Origin of the sequence: Staphylococcus pasteuri (assembly GCF_003970495.1) — a bacterium.
GTDB lineage: Bacteria > Bacillota > Bacilli > Staphylococcales > Staphylococcaceae > Staphylococcus > Staphylococcus pasteuri.
On record NZ_RXWW01000060.1, the window covers coordinates 1 to 17,882 of the forward strand.

The window sequence follows — 17,882 nt, forward strand, 5'->3', positions numbered from 1 at the left end:
AGAATTAGCTCAGCTGGGAGAGCATCTGCCTTACAAGCAGAGGGTCGGCGGTTCGAACCCGTCATTCTCCACCATTTATTTTGTTTAAATAAATATATCGGAGGGGTAGCGAAGTGGCTAAACGCGGCGGACTGTAAATCCGCTCCTTCGGGTTCGGCAGTTCGAATCTGCCCCCCTCCACCATCTTAATGGGCTATAGCCAAGCGGTAAGGCAACGGACTTTGACTCCGTCACGCGCTGGTTCGAATCCAGCTAGCCCAGCCATAAGAGCCATTAGCTCAGTTGGTAGAGCATCTGACTTTTAATCAGAGGGTCAGAGGTTCGAATCCTCTATGGCTCACTCAAAACATCTTTCTTAGGAAAGATGTTTTTTTATTGTTTTATGTAAACGAATACATTATTCTATAACTAATACTTAAAAGAGGTGGAGAATAAGATGAAAAATATAGATATTATTGGGGTACCTTCAACATTTGGTCAAAGAAAATTAGGAGTCAATCTTGGTCCAGATGCAATAAGGTATGCTGGTTTACAAGATAGATTAGAAAATATTGGTCTAAATGTCAGTGATAGAGGTAATATTGATGTACCGACAATAGATTTAAAAAAATTCAACTCTGAGCAAGAAGGATTAAGAAACTATGATGAAATTGTTCAAGTTTCAAACACTTTAAGTGATAAAGTTGATCAAACTATATCCAATAATAGTTTTCCTCTAGTGATAGGTGGCGATCATTCTATTGCAGTAGGCTCTATTTCTGGAATAAGTAAACACTACTCTAATTTAGGGGTAATTTGGTATGATGCACATGGTGATTTAAATATTCCTGATGAATCTCCATCTGGTAATATACATGGTATGCCATTAAGAATATTACTTGGAGAAGGGCCAAGTGAACTTGTGAATTTAAATGATTTTCAACCTAAACTAAAACCTGAAAATGTTGTTCTTATTGGTATGCGAGATTTAGATAAAGGGGAACGTCATTATATTAAAGAACAAAATATTAAAACTTATACAATGGCTGATATTGATAAGTTAGGTATTGAGTCTGTAATAAATGAGTCTGTACAATATTTAAAAAATAGAAATGTCGATGGATTACATTTATCTTTAGATGTTGATGCATTAGACCCTACAGAAACACCAGGAACCGGTACAAGAGTGTTAGGTGGTTTAAGTTATAGAGAAAGTCATTTTGCGCTTGAATTACTTCATGAAAGCAAAATGATTACATCTATGGATTTAGTTGAAGTTAACCCATTAATTGATTTACATAACAATACAGCGGAACAAGCTGTTTCATTACTTGGTACATTTTTTGGAGAAACACTACTATAATTTAATTTATGTAACTTGCATGTTAATCGACATGCAAGTTTTTTTCATTTTTATTAGTGTTCATATGACACGTGTTCTAATGATTGATATAATGAATAATATGGAAAATGTTATCGGAGGAGATGTTATGGATTTTTCCAATTTTTTTCAAAATTTTAGTACTTTAAAAGTCATAACTAGTGTCCTCGATTTATTGATTGTGTGGTATGTTCTTTATTTACTGATTACAGTTTTTAAAGGTACAAAAGCAATACAATTATTAAAAGGTATTGTTGTAATAGTAATCGGTCAACAAATCAGTAAAATACTAAATTTGACTGCAACTTCAAAATTGTTTGACATTGTGATTCAATGGGGAGTATTGGCATTAATTGTAATATTCCAACCAGAAATTCGAAGAGCTTTGGAACAATTAGGTAGAGGTAGTTTCTTAAAACGTTATACCAACGCCTATACTAAAGATGAAGAGAAATTAATTCAATCTGTATCAAAAGCGGTTCAATATATGGCTAAACGTCGTATTGGAGCACTTATAGTTTTTGAAAAGGAAACTGGTCTTCAAGATTATATTGAAACAGGTATTCCTATGGATTCTAAAATTTCTCAAGAATTATTAACCAATGTGTTTATACCTAATACACCATTACATGATGGTGCAATGATAATTCAAGGAACTAAAATAGCAGCAGCAGCAAGTTATTTACCATTATCAGATAGTGTTAAAATATCTAAAAGTTTAGGTACAAGACATAGAGCAGCTGTAGGTATTTCAGAAGTATCTGATGCTTTTACAGTTATCGTGTCAGAAGAAACTGGTGATATTTCAGTTACTTTTGATGGTAAGTTAAGAAGAGATATTTCAAATGAAGTGTTTGAAGAGTTATTATCTGAACATTGGTTTGGCACACACTTTCAAAAGAAAGGTGTGAATTAATATGTTAGAAAGTAAATGGGGATTAAGATTCGTTGCACTGATATTAGCTATATTTTTCTTCTTATCAGTGAATAATGTATTTGGGAATATCTTTAACTCTGATGATATATCACAGAAATCAACAAAAACAATACAAGATGTTCCAGTAGAAGCGATATATAACCATAAAGATTTACACGCTACACATGTACCAGACACAGTAGATGTAAATATTTCTGGTCCACAATCAAAGTTAATAAAAATTGAAGATCCCGATGATTTAAAAGTTGTTGTAGATTTATCAGGTGAAAAAGCTGGTAAATATCAAAAGAAATTTCAAGTTAAAGGTTTAAATAATAGCATTAATTATAATGTTAAACCTAAATCAGCCAACATCACATTAGAAAAGAAAATAACTAAAACAATGCATGTAGAGCCTGATGTAAGTCAAAGTGATATTGCAGATGGTTACCAAATTGATAATCAAAAAATTTCACCTGAAACAGTTAAAGTAACTGGTGGAGAAGAACAATTAAACCAAATTGCTTACTTAAAAGCAACATTCAAAAATTCTAGTAAAATAAGTAAAGATACTAAAGATATTGCTACAGTAAATGCTTATGACAAAGATTTAAATAAAATGAATGTTTCTATTAACCCAGATGAAGTTGATTTGAAAGTGTCTGTTAAACCTTATAGTAAAAAGGTTAAAGTTAACACAAAGACGACTGGAAAATTAAAAGACAATAAAAAGGTAGATAATGTTAAATTAGATGACGATGAAGTTGAAATTTATGGTAGTAGAGAAGATATACAGGGTATAAATAATATTACAGCTGAAATAGACTTAGATGATATTTCAGAGTCCACTGAGAAAACTGTAAAATTTGATTTACCTAAAAGTGTAAGTAGGGTTAACCCTGAAGAAACAAAAGCTTATATCACAGTTAAATAATTGAAAGAAATAAAAGGAGAGTAAAACATGGGAAAATATTTTGGTACTGACGGTGTCAGAGGTGTAGCAAATGAAGAATTAACACCTGAACTAGCGTTTAAGCTAGGTAGATATGGTGGTTATGTATTAGCACATAATAAAGGGGAAAATCACCCTAGAGTCCTTGTTGGTAGAGATACAAGAGTTTCAGGAGAAATGTTAGAATCAGCACTCATTGCAGGACTTATATCTATTGGAGCTGAAGTCATGCGATTGGGTATTATTTCAACGCCAGGTGTAGCATATTTAACGAGAGAAATGGACGCAGAATTAGGTGTAATGATTTCTGCATCACATAATCCAGTTGCAGATAATGGTATTAAATTCTTTGGTTCTGATGGTTTCAAATTATCAGATGATCAAGAAAATGAAATCGAAGAATTACTTGATCAAGAAAATCCAAGTTTACCAAGACCAACTGGTACAGAAATCGTTCATTATTCAGATTACTTTGAAGGTGCACAAAAATATTTAAGTTATTTAAAATCTACTGTAGATGTTAATTTAGAAGGTATGAAAATTGTTTTAGATGGTGCAAATGGTTCTACATCTTCTTTAGCACCATTTTTATTCGGCGATTTAGAAGCTGATACTGAAACAGTGGGTTGTAGTCCAGATGGATACAACATTAATGAAAATTGTGGTTCTACACATCCTGAAGCTCTTGCAAAAAAAGTTCTTGAAACTGGAAGTGACTTTGGTTTAGCATTTGACGGAGATGGAGATAGAATTATTGCTGTTGATGAAAATGGTAAAATCGTTGATGGAGACCAAATTATGTTTATTATTGGTCAAGAAATGCATAAAAACCAAGAATTAAATAATAATATGATAGTTTCAACTGTAATGAGTAATTTAGGTTTTTATAAAGCTTTAGAAAATGAAGGCATTCAATCTAATAAAACTAAAGTTGGAGACCGTTACGTTGTAGAAGAAATGAGAAGAGGAAATTATAATCTTGGTGGTGAGCAATCAGGTCATATCGTATTAATGGATTATAATACAACAGGTGATGGCTTATTAACTGGTGTACAATTAGCAGCTATCATCAAAATGTCAGGTAAATCATTAAGTGAGTTAGCTTCACAAATGAAAACATATCCTCAATCATTAATAAATGTAAGAGTAACAGATAAATATCGCGTTGAAGAAAATATTGATGTTAAAGAAGTAATGACTAAAGTTGAAGTTGAAATGAATGGAGAAGGTAGAATTTTAGTACGTCCTTCTGGAACAGAGCCATTAGTAAGAGTAATGGTTGAAGCTTCAACAGATGAAGATGCAAAAAGATATGCCCAACAAATTGCTGATGTCGTAGAAGACAAAATGGGTTTAGATAAATAATTCAAATAAAGAACGTGCCATAAATGAAAAGGCACGTTCTTTAAATATATATAATAAAAATGGACCAGAAGCTTACATCTGGTCCATTTTTGATTCAACAAATATTATTTTGAAATAAGTTCATTATATTCTTTTTCAATTTCTTCTGCTAATGGTCCTTCAACTTTAGCATACGTTTGTAAGAATGATTTTACACCATGTTCTTGAATATAATTATTCTTTTCAACAGTTTCTTGGTCAGCTTTATCATCATATTTTAAAAGTAGGGCAGCTGCTTTAACTAAGCCATCTCTTTCTAAATTATGTTCATATAAATAATTTAATGGTTTAATAATACGATCTTTAGGACCAATTTTACGTAGAGTTCCGCGACCAACACGTGTTACTTCATCAGATAGATAAGAGTTATTGAAACGTTCAATAATTTTTTCTACATATTGAGATTGTTCTGATTTAGAAAAATCAAATTCACGTGTGATATAATCACTTGTTTCAGCTAGTACACGTCTTAAACCAGCTTCGATAGTGCTATCTTGAACTGCATCTAAAACAGTTGCTTTATTATCGTTATAACCAGCATATGCTAAGAAAGCATGTCCTGTATTAACAGTTAATAATTTTCTTTCAATATAAGGTGTTAAATCATCAACATATTTAATATGGTCTAATTCTTCGCCATACCAAGCATCTTTTTCAACAACCCATTCATAGAAAGGTTCTACCATAACATCTAAAATATTTTCATTTTTTTGTAATGGAACAATTCTATCAACTGCAGAGTTTGCAAAATGAATATTGTCGCCTAAAGGACCAGTAATATCTAAAATAGCTTTTTTAAGTGTATCTGTAGCCATAATAGCATTTTCACAAGCAACGATATTAACATGGTTTTCTTTTTCTTTTAAATATGGAGCAAATGATTTTGCAATAATAGGTAAAATGTTAACATTAACAGCAGTTGTGATTAAATCAGCTTCTAAAATAGCTTGTTTCAATTCATCTGAAGGTTTAGCAGAATTAATCGCATCTACATTGTTTACTCTTGTAGTAGTTTTAGCTTCATCTGCTAAAATAACATCGTATTCATGTTCCGTTTGTAATGCATTAATAATTTCATCATTTACATCTGCAAATGTAACTTTAATATTATTATCAGCTAAAATATATCCAATAAATCCACGACCAATATTACCGGCACCAAAATGTACTGCTTTCATTATGCATCAGCCTCCTCAAAGACTTGTTTAATTTCGTCAGCAGATTTAGCGTTGATAATACGTTCTACATTTTCTTCTTCACTGAAAGTAATCGCAATTTTAGATAATAAGTCTAAGTGTTCTCCGTCTTTACCAGCGATACCAACGACAACTTTAACTTCTTCGCCATTCCAATCAACACCTTCAGGAATTTGTAATAAACTTAAGCCTGATTGAATGACATTTCCTTTAGCTTCTTCAGTACCGTGAGGAATTGCTAAACCGTTACCCATAAATGTTGAAACAACATCTTCACGATCTTTCATTGCTTGAATATAATTTTCAGTTACAGCTCCGCTATCAACTAGAGCTTGTCCTGCTTTCTCGATTGCATCGTTTTGGCTTGCTACTGATACGTTAATAAAAATGTTTTCATTACTGAATAATTCGCTCATTATAAATACACTCCTAAATTAATTGTTTTTTAATTCGTTTTAAAAATTGCTTTTCCAGTATAATTTTAAAGTCATGTGGATTTTTCATAAAATCATCTAAGTTTTCCAAATGGTTGCTTAGTGTTTCGGAAATTGTACTAACAAGATCTACCATGATTGCATTATCTGGAATAAACATACTTAACATATAATTAATGTAGTCATTGTCATTTTGAATATTACTCATCTTTATAGGTTCCTCCAAAATAGTTATGAGGATACATGGTTCTTTAAACATTGAATCTCTCATATGAGGAATAGCTATAGGGTAGGGGCTTAGTATCCAATTAGGATTTTCCTCCAACCGATGTTGTAATAATTCAGCGAATGACTGACCATCATCAATAATACGATGACTTACTAGGTAATCAGATAAATATTGATTCCAATTATCTACTGATTTATATTCTATTTTCACGGAATCAACTAACTTTAAACCTTGACGTATTGTTTCCATAATATCTTCAGGTGAATAATTAATTAATTCTTTTCCTTCATTTTGATTCATATGGTGTGCTTCTTTAGTATTTAAAAATGAAGCGACATATCCTATGTCAGAATCAGGGAGTAAAGGATTAACTGTTAAAAATGGCCTATCTATATCCAAATTTACGGTGGATATAATACCATCGTATTGAGATAAATCAAGCACGTTTAGATCACTTACAGAAGCCTGTGTAATTCGTTCAATTTCACTAAACACTTGTTCAAGTCTAGTTGCTAATAGACGGCTTGTACCTATGCCACTACTACAGACGACTAAAATATTTAAAAATTGATGTCCTTGGTTTTTAATTGATCCTCCAAAATGAAGGACAATAAAAGCAATCTCGCTATCAGGAAAGATTAACTCTGGCCAAACAACATGCAATGCTTTGCTCACATTATCAAATAGTCTTGGATATTTGTACTTAATCATATCGGTCAAAGGATTATATGTTTCAATATTTGATTCTAAACGATTAATTGCTGGATTAATATGCAATGATAATCCATTAATTAGAGTAGTTTTTTCATCAAAGTATTGACCCGAAATCTCTTCTACGTTTTGCACGAAAGATTTTATTTTTTGTTCATTTTTCTTATCTTCAAATAAAGTATCTTTAGTATCTTTACGTTTTGAACCCCGCAAGTGAATGGTAATAAATGTGACTTCAGCTTGGTTGAATTGGACATCATATAAATCTTCTAGACGTTTAGCAATTTCACTAGCTACTTCATGTTCAAATGTATGTTTTACCGATTGATAAATATCTTCATTAAGTGATACATATTCATTGTTTTGCATACGAGTAATACTTAGTACAATATGAACGGTTAACGTGAGATAGCTAGATTCTGTTAGTGAATAGGGAAGCTCTCCTAAATAATCCATTAGAATTCTCTCAACTTTAAATATTCGGTCTAAATCCACAAGTGATTGTTGAGATTGATGTAATGATTGATAGACAAAATGATTTTCAATAACTGAATAAACACTTGTACTATTTAAATTATTTACCATTAGCTGACTTAAGAACTCTCTTTTTTTAGATTCAGTACCATTTAACATAACACCTTCGCCACGTTTTCGTGTTAAGGATAATTGATATGATTCTAAATCATGTTCTAATTCATCCAATAATTTAGCTAATGATTGGATAGAAACGCTGATTTCTTGAGCAAGACTATACTGTTTAACGGCATGTTTAGATTGAATAAGAGCATATAAAATAATGACCTTTTGTTCTTCAACTGATAAGTCTATAGTTTGTTGTTGCGTCATTTCATATTTTAAGCTTTGAATAGCTTGTTGATCCCCATTTAAACGAATACCTTTTTTGTTAACTCGGTCAAGTTGAATTGAAAAGGTATCTATATATGATTCAACGTGCTTTAATTCTCTATGAATAGTACGAGAGGACACTGCCAGTTGTTGAGCAATGTCATATATAGTGACATATTGTCCGTGATACTTGATTAAAAGTTCTATAATCTCTTTTTCACGTGTACTCAATAACATGGCGGTATCCTCCATTAATATTAATATTTAAAAATTATTGTTCTTCTTTTTTAAGGTTATTTAGTAATTCTTCATATCTTGGTGAGTTTAAGAAGTTATCAACTGAAATGTGAATTGCATTTGGTACTTGTTTAATTGCACGGTCAGTTAATGTTTTTTGAGTGATAACTAATTGAGCATCACTTGGTAATTGGTTAATTGCTGTGTTTGTAACATTTACATCTGAGATGCCAGCTTTTTTGAATTTATTACGTAACATACTAGCACCCATTGCACTAGAACCCATACCCGCATCACATGCAAAGATAACATGGTCAACATTACTGTAATCGTGGGCATCAACATCTTCAGTATTATAATTATCTAATAATTGATCAGCATTATCTTCATCATCAGATTGTTCTGTTGAAGTAGCAGCACCTGCAGCGCCAGCACCTGTTGCAGCACCAGCAGTAGTAGCTTTAGCTGATGAGTCATTATTATCTTTATTAGTTAATTTTGAAGACACACTTGATTTTTTACCTTTAGTTGCTTCCATTTGAGCAGTAGCAGCTTCTAAATCTTGTTTAGGTTCTTTAGTGAACTTAAGAATAATTGCTGAAACAGCGAAAGAAACTAATGTCGCTAATACTACACCTAATAACATATGAAGGAATTCACCTTTAGGTGCGTTAATACAATAAGTGATAAATGATCCTGGTGACGCTGGACTTCTAAATCCAAATCCAGTTGCTTGATAAGTAGCAACGCCAGTCATACCACCTAAAATAACTGAGATAAATAACATTGGTCTCATTAATACGTAAGGGAAATAAATTTCATGAATTCCACCTAAGAAGTGGATGATTCCTGCACCGTAAGAAGTAGCTTTTGCAGTTCCTTTACCAAAGAACATATATGCAAGTAAAATACCAAAACCAGGTCCAGGGTTTGATTCAATTGTATAAAGTATTGATTGACCTGCTGTAGCAGCTTGGTCAGCACCAAGTGGTGTGAATACACCATGGTTGATAGCGTTATTTAAGAATACAATTTTAGCTGGTTCAACTAAAATACTTACGATTGGAAGTAAATGAGCATGAACTAAAGCCTCAACTGCAACTGATAATATATGCATGATGAATTTCATGATTGGAGCTAAAATTTCAAAACTTAAAATTGTCATGATGAAACCTAGGATACCAGCAGAGAAGTTATTGAATAACATCTCGAAACCTTGTGGTGTTCTAGGTTGAACAAATTCGTCAGTTTTTTTCATTAACCAACCAACTAATGGTCCCATAATCATTGCACCAAGTAACATTGGTGTGTCAGGTAATGCTACGATAACCCCCATAGTTGATGTAGCAGCAATGATACCACCACGTAATCCGTGGATTAAACGTCCACCACTAAATGCGATTAATAATGGGATTAAAAATTTAATCATAGGATCAGCTAATTGAGATAAATCTTTATTAGGCATCCATCCATTGTCTATAAATATAGCAGCGATAAATCCCCAAGCGATGAACGCGCCAATGTTTGGCATGATCATACTACTAAGAAAAGAACCGAATGCTTGAACTTTACGGCCAAAACCTTTGTTTTCTTGTTTCTGAGCCATATCTACACCTCTTTTTTAATTAGTATTTGACTATATTTATTGTAAATCTAAGTAGACAATTACTACAACAAGAACAAAATTCAAATTTGTCATAATAATCATGACAACAATCATTCTATAATATATAGGTAAAGATAATGTAAATTAAAAGCTTTATTACAATGAATTTTAAATGGAAATGGTAGTACATATTTTTTACAAAAACCTTGTGAAAATATTTGCAATTAAGACAAACTACATTGTACAATAGGTTCTAATGGAAGGGAGGATAGTAAAACAATATTACAAAGCGCCTGTGCAAGCTATTAATGACATGTGAGGATTAGAAATTAAATCTATTTGTATAAATTTCTATAGCGTACATTTATAACTTGTAGACGAGGAGGATAGTGATCGAATAGATCGGCGGATGCTATCCCGGATGTGGCTCATTCGTTAGCTTATTAAGTAAAACAGTAGGGTAACCTATTGGACAAAGTTAATAAGATCGCCAATTAATATTATATAAAATGAAAAACGTTAGAAGTTTAAGTGTGATAATTTATCACGCTTATTTTCAAGTGTGGTTAAACTAAGATAAAAGTTACTACAAATATGAACGCTAATGATAGTAGATTACTAAACTAAATTATAAGTAATAAATCATTGCTACTAACGTTATTTCAATAACTGGAGGAAAAGTAAATATGTGCGGAATAGTAGGATATATTGGCTATGATAATGCCAAAGAATTATTATTAAAAGGTTTAGAAAAATTAGAATATAGAGGTTATGATTCAGCTGGTGTTGCTGTAGCAAACGACGAAGGCACTAAAGTATTTAAAGAAAAAGGTCGTATTGCAGAATTACGCAAAGTAGCGGATAGTAGTGATATTGATGGCACTGTTGGAATCGGTCACACTCGTTGGGCAACACATGGTGTACCTAACTATGAAAACTCACATCCACATCAATCAACTACTGGTCGTTTTACACTAGTACATAATGGTGTAATTGAAAACTATGAAGAATTAAGAAATGAATATTTAAATGATGTTAAATTTGTTTCTGAAACAGATACAGAAGTTATCGTTCAATTAATTGAATACTTCTCTAAACAAGGTTTTGAAACAGAAGATGCATTTACTAAAGTTGTTTCATTATTACATGGTTCTTACGCTTTAGGTTTATTAGATGAAGAAGATAAAGATACTATGTATGTAGCTAAGAATAAATCACCACTTTTAATCGGTGTTGGTGATGGTTTTAATGTCATTGCATCAGATGCATTAGCTATGTTACAAGTAACTAATCAATATAAAGAAATTCATGACCATGAAATTGTTATCGTTAAACGTGATGAAGTTATTATCAAGGATATTAACGGTCAAGTTCAAGAACGTGACGCTTATACTGCTGAAATTGATGCATCAGATGCTGAAAAAGGTGTTTACGATCACTACATGTTAAAAGAGATTCACGAACAACCAGCTGTTATGCGTCGAATTATACAAGAATATCAAGATGACGAAGGTAATCTAAAAATTGATAAAGACATAGTAGATGATGTTGCACAAGCTGATCGTATCTATATTATCGCTGCTGGTACTAGCTATCATGCTGGTTTAGTTGGTAAAGAATTCTTAGAAAAATGGGCAGGTGTACCAACAGAAGTACACGTAGCTTCTGAATTTGTTTATAACATGCCTTTATTATCTGAAAAACCATTATTCATTTATATTTCACAATCTGGTGAAACTGCAGATAGTCGTGCCGTATTGGTTGAAACTAAAAAATTAGGTCATAAAGCGCTAACAATAACTAACGTATCTGGTTCAACATTATCACGTGAAGCGGATCACACATTATTATTACACGCAGGTCCAGAAATTGCCGTAGCTTCTACTAAAGCATATACAGCACAAATTGCTGTATTATCTATTTTAGCTCAAATAGTTGCTAAAACACATGGTCGTGAAGCAGACATTGATTTATTAAGAGAATTAGCGAAAGTTACTACTGCAATCGAATCTATCGTAGACGATGCACCTGTAATGGAACAAATTGCTACTGATTTCCTTGAGACAACACATAATGCATTCTTTATTGGTCGTACTATTGATTATAATGTCAGTCAAGAAGGTGCATTAAAACTTAAAGAGATTTCATATATTCAAGCTGAAGGATTTGCTGGCGGTGAATTAAAACATGGTACGATTGCATTAATTGAAGATCGTACACCAGTTATTGCTTTAGCTACTCAAGACAATGTAAACTTATCTATTCGTGGTAATGTTAAAGAAGTTGCTGCACGTGGTGCTAGTACTTGTATTATCTCAATGGAAGGTTTAGAAAAAGAGGGAGATACGTATGTCATTCCTCATGTTCATGAATTATTAACACCATTAGTTTCAGTAGTAGCACTACAATTAATTTCTTATTATGCAGCGCTACACAGAGATCTTGATGTTGATAAACCACGTAACTTAGCAAAATCAGTTACAGTTGAATAAATTTAAAAATTAAAAGTGATGAATACCATAATTTTGGTATTAAGAAACTTTAACATGTTGATATAAGGATAATCCCTTTTAGTTATGAGTTGACTAAAAAGGGATTATTTTTATTGCACTTTTCTTAAATAAGTGACAAAATTTTAAGTAATATAGAACTTAACATATTGGAGGATTATATGGACAACATAAAAGCGATATTTTTAGATATGGATGGTACAATTTTACATGAAGATAATAGAGCATCTGAATATACTAGAGACGTCATTAATTCACTAAGAGATAATGAATTCAAAGTATTCTTAGCGACTGGGCGTTCATATTCTGAAATTCATCAACTAGTACCAGAAGGTTTTTTAGTTGATGGTATTATAAGTTCCAACGGTACAACTGGTGAAGTTAATGATAAAAATATATTTAAGCATAGTATGTCTTTAGATTCTGTGAATCAAATTGTGAAATTAGCACAACAACATCACATTTATTATGAAGTATTCCCATTTGGTGAACAACGCCTAGTATTAAAAGAAGATCAATCTTGGATGAGTGAAATGGTGAGTGGCAGTGAAACGCCTCCTAATAATGTAGGACAAAGCGAATGGGCATCAAGACGAGAAGCCATAAAAGATAAAATTCAATGGGTAAATCAATTTCCTGAAAAGGATTATTCAAAAATATATCTATTTAATACAAACTTAGATAAAATTAGTCGTTTTCGTGATGAACTTCAACAAAATAAAGTATTACTAAATATTAGTGTATCTAACTCTTCACGTTATAACGCTGAAACAATGGCTTATAATACTGATAAAGGTACAGGTATCAAAGAAATGATTGAATACTTTAATATTAAACAAGAAGAAACACTTGTGATAGGTGACAGTGATAACGATAGAGCTATGTTTGAATTTGGACATTATACAGTTGCAATGAAAAATGCTCGTACAGAAATTCAATCATTAACAGACGATGTAACTGAATATACTAATGAAGAAGATGGCGCAGCCAAATACTTAAAAAAACATTTTCTAAGTTAAGATATTGATTGAAATAGATATAATAAAAAGGTCGAAGTACAATTTTAAATATTTGTACTTCGACCTTTATTATTAATTATTTATTATTAGGATTATTTTTATCAATTGTATCTTTAGCTGTTTCTTCTAAATTATCTTTATGAGATGTTGTAGAATTTGATAAATCATCTTTGTGTTGAGTAGCTTTATCGTTTAATTCTTTTTTAGAATCTTGAGTAGTAGATTTTGCGTTATCTTTTAAATCAGATGAATGTTGATCAACTTTATCTTTAGTTGTATCTTGTAAATCTTGTGTTTTTGTAGTTTTATTATTTGTGTCTTTATTTGCAACTGCTTTATTAGCTTTATTCTTTTTAGAGTTAGTTGTAACTTTTTCGCCACGGCGAATAAAGTATTGAACGATACCCATAAGTAAAGCATAGTAGATAAATAGTGTTACTAAAATAACAATGATTTGAAGTGTTACTAATAAGATTTGAGCAACAGTTTGTGACATACTACCAGTTGCCATTTGTACTAACGTTACTAGTACACGAGTAATAATTGTTATTAGTAAATTAATTAATAAAATACCAATAAAGAATTTCAACCATGTTTTATGACCATTCTTAATTGCTTTAAATCCATCTTTAACACTTGTCATAGCAGATTGTTTTGGATTTTCAGTATATGCTGCAGTGTAATTAATGATTAAAACAAAGAAGAACCAATAAAAGATAGATGTGATAAATCCAACGATTAATGTTACAGCAATTTGGAATGTTAAATATGTTGGCATTGGATTATCCATTTTGCTTAAAGGACCTTGTAAAGCACTAACTAATGGTGAAAGTGCCAAGTTTAATAATTTATTTACAAAATATAAAATGACTGACATGATAACAATCATTAATATTGTAATTAATGCTAGTAATAAACTTTTAGCATAGTGACCTTTTTTAAAGGCGATAAATAAATCAGAGAATTTAACTTTATCTTTTCTGATAGCTCTAGAAATAACATTTATAGCACCAGCTAATAACTGATAACCTAAAAATATAAATAATAAGATGACTAATACAGCTACACCAATAATTGGAATAAGTAATGGTCCTGCTGGTTGACCGAATTGCATCATCATTTGTAATTGCATCATTTGTTGGCCAATCATAGCCATTGCAACTCTACCGACTAAGAAAATGACGATAAAGCTTATTAATGTAAATAATATTGCTTTAAGATTCTGGGGTTTAGCATTCTTAAATGCTAAGTTATAATATTTAAACAAATTTTAAGCACTCCTTTTCGTTAATATAAATACAATATCAAAAATTTGGACTTTTTCAAATTAATATCTAACATAATAGGGTATTAAGTGTTAAAATGTTCTAATGAATTTAATATGAAAGGAGATATCATCATGAAATTTGCAATTATAACTGATGTACATGGTAACTTTGATGCATTAGAAACTGTATTAGATGATATTGATAGTAGAGAAGATATTGAAAAAATTTATAATCTTGGAGATAATATCGGAATCGGACATGAAACAAACAAAGTATTAGACCATATTTTCGATCGCGATGATATGGAAATGATTGCAGGTAATCATGATGAAGCTATTATGTCGGTTGTAAACGGCACTCCTTATCCGGAAGATTTAAAAGATAAGTTTTACGAACATCATCAATGGATTGCTAGCCATTTAGATGAAGAATATTATGAAGAATTAAATCAATTACCTCGATTTATCGAAAAAGAAATTTGCGGTAAAAAAGTGTTATTTATACACTATGAGATTGAAAATGATAAATTATCTTCTCCTATAGATGAAGTACCTTTTAGTCCTATAGTCAAAGATGATGAACAAGAAATGACACAATTATTTGCAGATAAAGATGCAGATTTAATTATTTTTGGTCATAATCACAGATTGCATATGTTTGACGATAAAAATAAAATGTATTTTAATCCAGGTTCTGTTGGATTAAATAACGGTTCAAATGCTGTTTATGGTATTGTTACTATTACAGAAACTGATATTTCAATTGAAAGAGTTAAAGTTGCATTTGATAATGAAGAATTTTTAGAGGGATTTGAAGCTAAACAAGTACCTGCTAGAGATTTTATATTTGATAAATTTATATAAAATAGAAGTTGCCTCTCCACAAGTTAATTTAAAGCTTGGAGAGGCAATTTTTTTATTTAATGATGATGTTCTTGTCCATGAATGCCTGAACATAATGTCGCGTCATCGTGATCATGATTTGCTGTTTCAAGTTGAATCGTCATATGTTGGATGTTTAAATGCAATAAGTCATGTTCAATTTGCTTAAGTAGTTGTTCTCCTTCTTTGATAGTTAACGTATCAGCAACAACTGCATGACAACTTAAGGCATTTAAATCATTAGAAATAGTCCAAACATGATAATCATGCACACTTTGGATAGCGCTATGATTTGTTAGCAACTGTATAATTGCATCTAAATCAACATCGCTAGGTGTTCCTTCCATTAAAATGTTGATTGAAGATTTAGCTATACCATATGCACTTTTTAAAATAATGATGGACACTAAAATACTAGCGATAGGGTCAGCGATAGTCCAACCTAATGTCCAAATCAAAATGGCTGCTACAATCGCACCGATAGAGCCAAATAAGTCACCAAGTACATGTAAAAAAGCGCCTCTCATATTAAGGTTATGTGACGTGTCACCGCTTTTAAACATTAAAATTGCAACTGCAACATTAACGATTAAACCAATTAAACTAATAATAAACATTTCTTTCGATTGTACTTCAGGTGGTGCGAAAAATCGTTTGATTGCTTCTATCACTATTAAAATACTAATGACAAACAACGTCACGCCATTAAAAAGTGCTGCTAATACTTCAAAACGTTTATAGCCATAAGTCTTAGATGTAGTTGCATGTTTTTCTGCATAGATAAATGCGATTAACGCTACAAAAAGTGATAAAGAGTCACTAAACATATGAAAACCATCGGACAGTAATGCAAGACTATTAGCTAAAAAACCACCAATGATTTCTACTAACATAAATAGTCCGATAATAAGAAACGAGATAAATAGAACTTTTTTATTATTTGTGTGTACATGACCATGAGAATGATCATGATGATGTTGTGTTGTCATATTATTTTTCACCTTCTATTGGATGACTCGCATGATGAATAGCTTGCTTTAATAGGGTAGAGACATGTTGATCATCTAAAGAATAAATCATACTTTGACCTTGTCGTTTAGATTTAACTAGGTTGACTGATTTTAATAATTTAAGTTGATGAGAAACATTAGATTGTGATAGGTCTAATGTGTGTGAAATATGCCCTACACTAGATTCACCAGTTGCTAACAATTCCATGATTCTAATACGATTTATATCACTTAAAGCTTTGAAAATATCAGTAACTCTTTCTAATGTTTGATGATGGAATGTTTCAAGTTTACTTTCAGTCAAACGAACACCTCTTAATATATGAATACTTGTTCATATATTAATATACAATGGTTTGAAATTAAGGTCAATAATATAATGGAAGTTTAATTGGATATTTAAGTGGTAAATGAGTTATTACAAGAAATAAAAAGGAGGACGTTGGAATGAGTATATTAGTAATTGGTGCTAACGGTGGCGTAGGTTCTAAATTAGTAGATCAATTAAAAGAAGATAATGTTGACTTTACTGCCGGTGTTAGAAAAGATAAGCAAGTGTCAGAATTAGAAAATAATGACATTAAAGCTCTAAATATTGATGTTGAAAATGATAGTATCGAAGACTTAACAAACAAATTCCAATCATTTGATAAAGTGATTTTCTCTGTTGGTTCAGGTGGAAGTACAGGTGCAGACAAAACTTTTTATGTAGATTTAGATGGTGCTGTTAAAACAATCAAAGCAAGTGAAAAAGCAGGTATCAAACATTATGTTATGGTCTCAACTTATGATTCAAGAAGAGAAGCGTTTGACGCAAGTGGGGATTTAAAACCATATACGATTGCAAAACATTATGCTGATGATTATTTAAGACATTCAGATTTAAATTATACAATTGTACATCCAGGTGGACTCAAAGATGATGCAGGAACTGGAAAAATTAAAGCGGATTTATATTTCGATAGTTATAGCACAATTCCACGTGAAGATGTTGCACGAGTTCTAAAATATGTTGTAACTTCAGATAAATTCAGTAATCAAGAATTCCAAATTTTATCTGGAGAATCAACAATTGAAGATGCTTTAAAAGCATATGAATAATTAATTATAAGTTCAAATTATAAAATGACTTAGGGGATATATTACAATCGTCTACTAAGTTTTTTTATTTATAATAAACATGGAATATTTTTATGATTAAAATGAGGAATTTTATAACTTATCATCATTGCAAGATATTATTATAATAACGAGAACCAATCATTTTATAATAGAATCGTTAATTAAAATATAAAGATAATAT

15 protein-coding genes and 3 tRNA genes are annotated in these 17,882 nt (G+C 31.3%); 11 read left to right on the forward strand and 7 right to left on the reverse strand.

Annotated elements, in window-relative coordinates; all coding sequences use genetic code 11:
* Positions 1–99: 99 nt before the first annotated feature.
* The 7 genes from CD121_RS08080 (at position 100) to glmM (ending at position 4,593) form a co-directional block, all read left to right on the forward strand.
* Positions 100–183: transfer RNA gene (locus CD121_RS08080), tRNA-Tyr, on the forward strand.
* A 6-nt stretch (positions 184–189) separates the two neighbouring features.
* Positions 190–264 (forward strand) — tRNA-Gln (locus CD121_RS08085).
* A gap of 3 nt (positions 265–267) precedes the next feature.
* Positions 268–340, forward strand: a tRNA-Lys gene (locus CD121_RS08090).
* A 96-nt stretch (positions 341–436) separates the two neighbouring features.
* On the forward strand, positions 437–1,342 hold the full coding sequence (rocF, locus tag CD121_RS08095; protein ID WP_046466886.1) for an arginase: 906 nt from the start codon (positions 437–439) through the stop codon (positions 1,340–1,342).
* Between the two features lie 127 nt (positions 1,343–1,469).
* Positions 1,470–2,276, forward strand: a complete 807-nt coding sequence (cdaA, locus tag CD121_RS08100; RefSeq protein ID WP_026083467.1) for a diadenylate cyclase CdaA — start codon at positions 1,470–1,472, stop codon at positions 2,274–2,276.
* Between the two features lies 1 nt (position 2,277).
* Positions 2,278–3,210, forward strand: coding sequence for a CdaR family protein (locus CD121_RS08105; protein ID WP_126567869.1), 933 nt, complete (start codon positions 2,278–2,280; stop codon positions 3,208–3,210).
* A 27-nt stretch (positions 3,211–3,237) separates the two neighbouring features.
* Complete coding sequence (gene glmM, locus CD121_RS08110; protein WP_017636992.1) at positions 3,238–4,593, forward strand: phosphoglucosamine mutase; 1,356 nt, start codon at positions 3,238–3,240, stop codon at positions 4,591–4,593.
* 104 nt (positions 4,594–4,697) lie between these two features.
* On the opposite strand, the gene CD121_RS08115 is transcribed toward glmM, so the two are convergent.
* The 4 genes from CD121_RS08115 to CD121_RS08130 are packed head-to-tail and all read right to left on the reverse strand — an operon-like array spanning position 4,698 to position 9,891.
* On the reverse strand, positions 4,698–5,810 hold the full coding sequence (locus CD121_RS08115; protein WP_126567871.1) for a mannitol-1-phosphate 5-dehydrogenase: 1,113 nt from the start codon (positions 5,808–5,810) through the stop codon (positions 4,698–4,700).
* On the reverse strand, positions 5,810–6,244 hold the full coding sequence (locus tag CD121_RS08120; protein ID WP_017636994.1) for a PTS mannitol transporter subunit IIA: 435 nt from the start codon (positions 6,242–6,244) through the stop codon (positions 5,810–5,812). The genes CD121_RS08115 and CD121_RS08120 overlap by 1 nt, the downstream gene beginning before the upstream one ends.
* A gap of 13 nt (positions 6,245–6,257) precedes the next feature.
* Positions 6,258–8,285, reverse strand: coding sequence for a BglG family transcription antiterminator (locus tag CD121_RS08125; RefSeq protein ID WP_017636995.1), 2,028 nt, complete (start codon positions 8,283–8,285; stop codon positions 6,258–6,260).
* A gap of 34 nt (positions 8,286–8,319) precedes the next feature.
* Entirely contained in the window at positions 8,320–9,891 is a 1,572-nt protein-coding gene (locus CD121_RS08130) for a PTS mannitol transporter subunit IIBC (protein WP_029056157.1), read from the reverse strand.
* 686 nt (positions 9,892–10,577) lie between these two features.
* Between CD121_RS08130 and glmS the strand changes: the two genes are divergently transcribed.
* Both glmS and CD121_RS08140 read left to right on the forward strand, forming a co-directional pair.
* Complete coding sequence (glmS, locus tag CD121_RS08135) at positions 10,578–12,383, forward strand: glutamine--fructose-6-phosphate transaminase (isomerizing) (RefSeq protein ID WP_029056158.1); 1,806 nt, start codon at positions 10,578–10,580, stop codon at positions 12,381–12,383.
* Between the two features lie 179 nt (positions 12,384–12,562).
* Positions 12,563–13,420, forward strand: a complete 858-nt coding sequence (locus CD121_RS08140; protein WP_126567874.1) for an HAD family hydrolase — start codon at positions 12,563–12,565, stop codon at positions 13,418–13,420.
* A gap of 76 nt (positions 13,421–13,496) precedes the next feature.
* On the opposite strand, the gene CD121_RS08145 is transcribed toward CD121_RS08140, so the two are convergent.
* Positions 13,497–14,687, reverse strand: a complete 1,191-nt coding sequence (locus CD121_RS08145) for a YtxH domain-containing protein (RefSeq protein WP_126567877.1) — start codon at positions 14,685–14,687, stop codon at positions 13,497–13,499.
* 132 nt (positions 14,688–14,819) lie between these two features.
* Between CD121_RS08145 and CD121_RS08150 the strand changes: the two genes are divergently transcribed.
* Positions 14,820–15,551, forward strand: a complete 732-nt coding sequence (locus CD121_RS08150) for a metallophosphoesterase family protein (RefSeq protein ID WP_017637000.1) — start codon at positions 14,820–14,822, stop codon at positions 15,549–15,551.
* A 56-nt stretch (positions 15,552–15,607) separates the two neighbouring features.
* Here the strand turns inward: CD121_RS08150 and czrB are convergent, their stop codons facing one another.
* Both czrB and CD121_RS08160 read right to left on the reverse strand, forming a co-directional pair.
* Positions 15,608–16,558, reverse strand: a complete 951-nt coding sequence (gene czrB, locus CD121_RS08155; RefSeq protein ID WP_017637001.1) for a CDF family zinc efflux transporter CzrB — start codon at positions 16,556–16,558, stop codon at positions 15,608–15,610.
* 1 nt (position 16,559) lies between these two features.
* Positions 16,560–16,883, reverse strand: a complete 324-nt coding sequence (locus CD121_RS08160; RefSeq protein WP_017637002.1) for an ArsR/SmtB family transcription factor — start codon at positions 16,881–16,883, stop codon at positions 16,560–16,562.
* A 143-nt stretch (positions 16,884–17,026) separates the two neighbouring features.
* Between CD121_RS08160 and CD121_RS08165 the strand changes: the two genes are divergently transcribed.
* Positions 17,027–17,680: an SDR family oxidoreductase gene (locus CD121_RS08165; protein ID WP_017637003.1), complete on the forward strand. Its 654-nt coding sequence runs from the start codon at positions 17,027–17,029 to the stop codon at positions 17,678–17,680.
* Positions 17,681–17,882 lie beyond the last annotated feature (202 nt).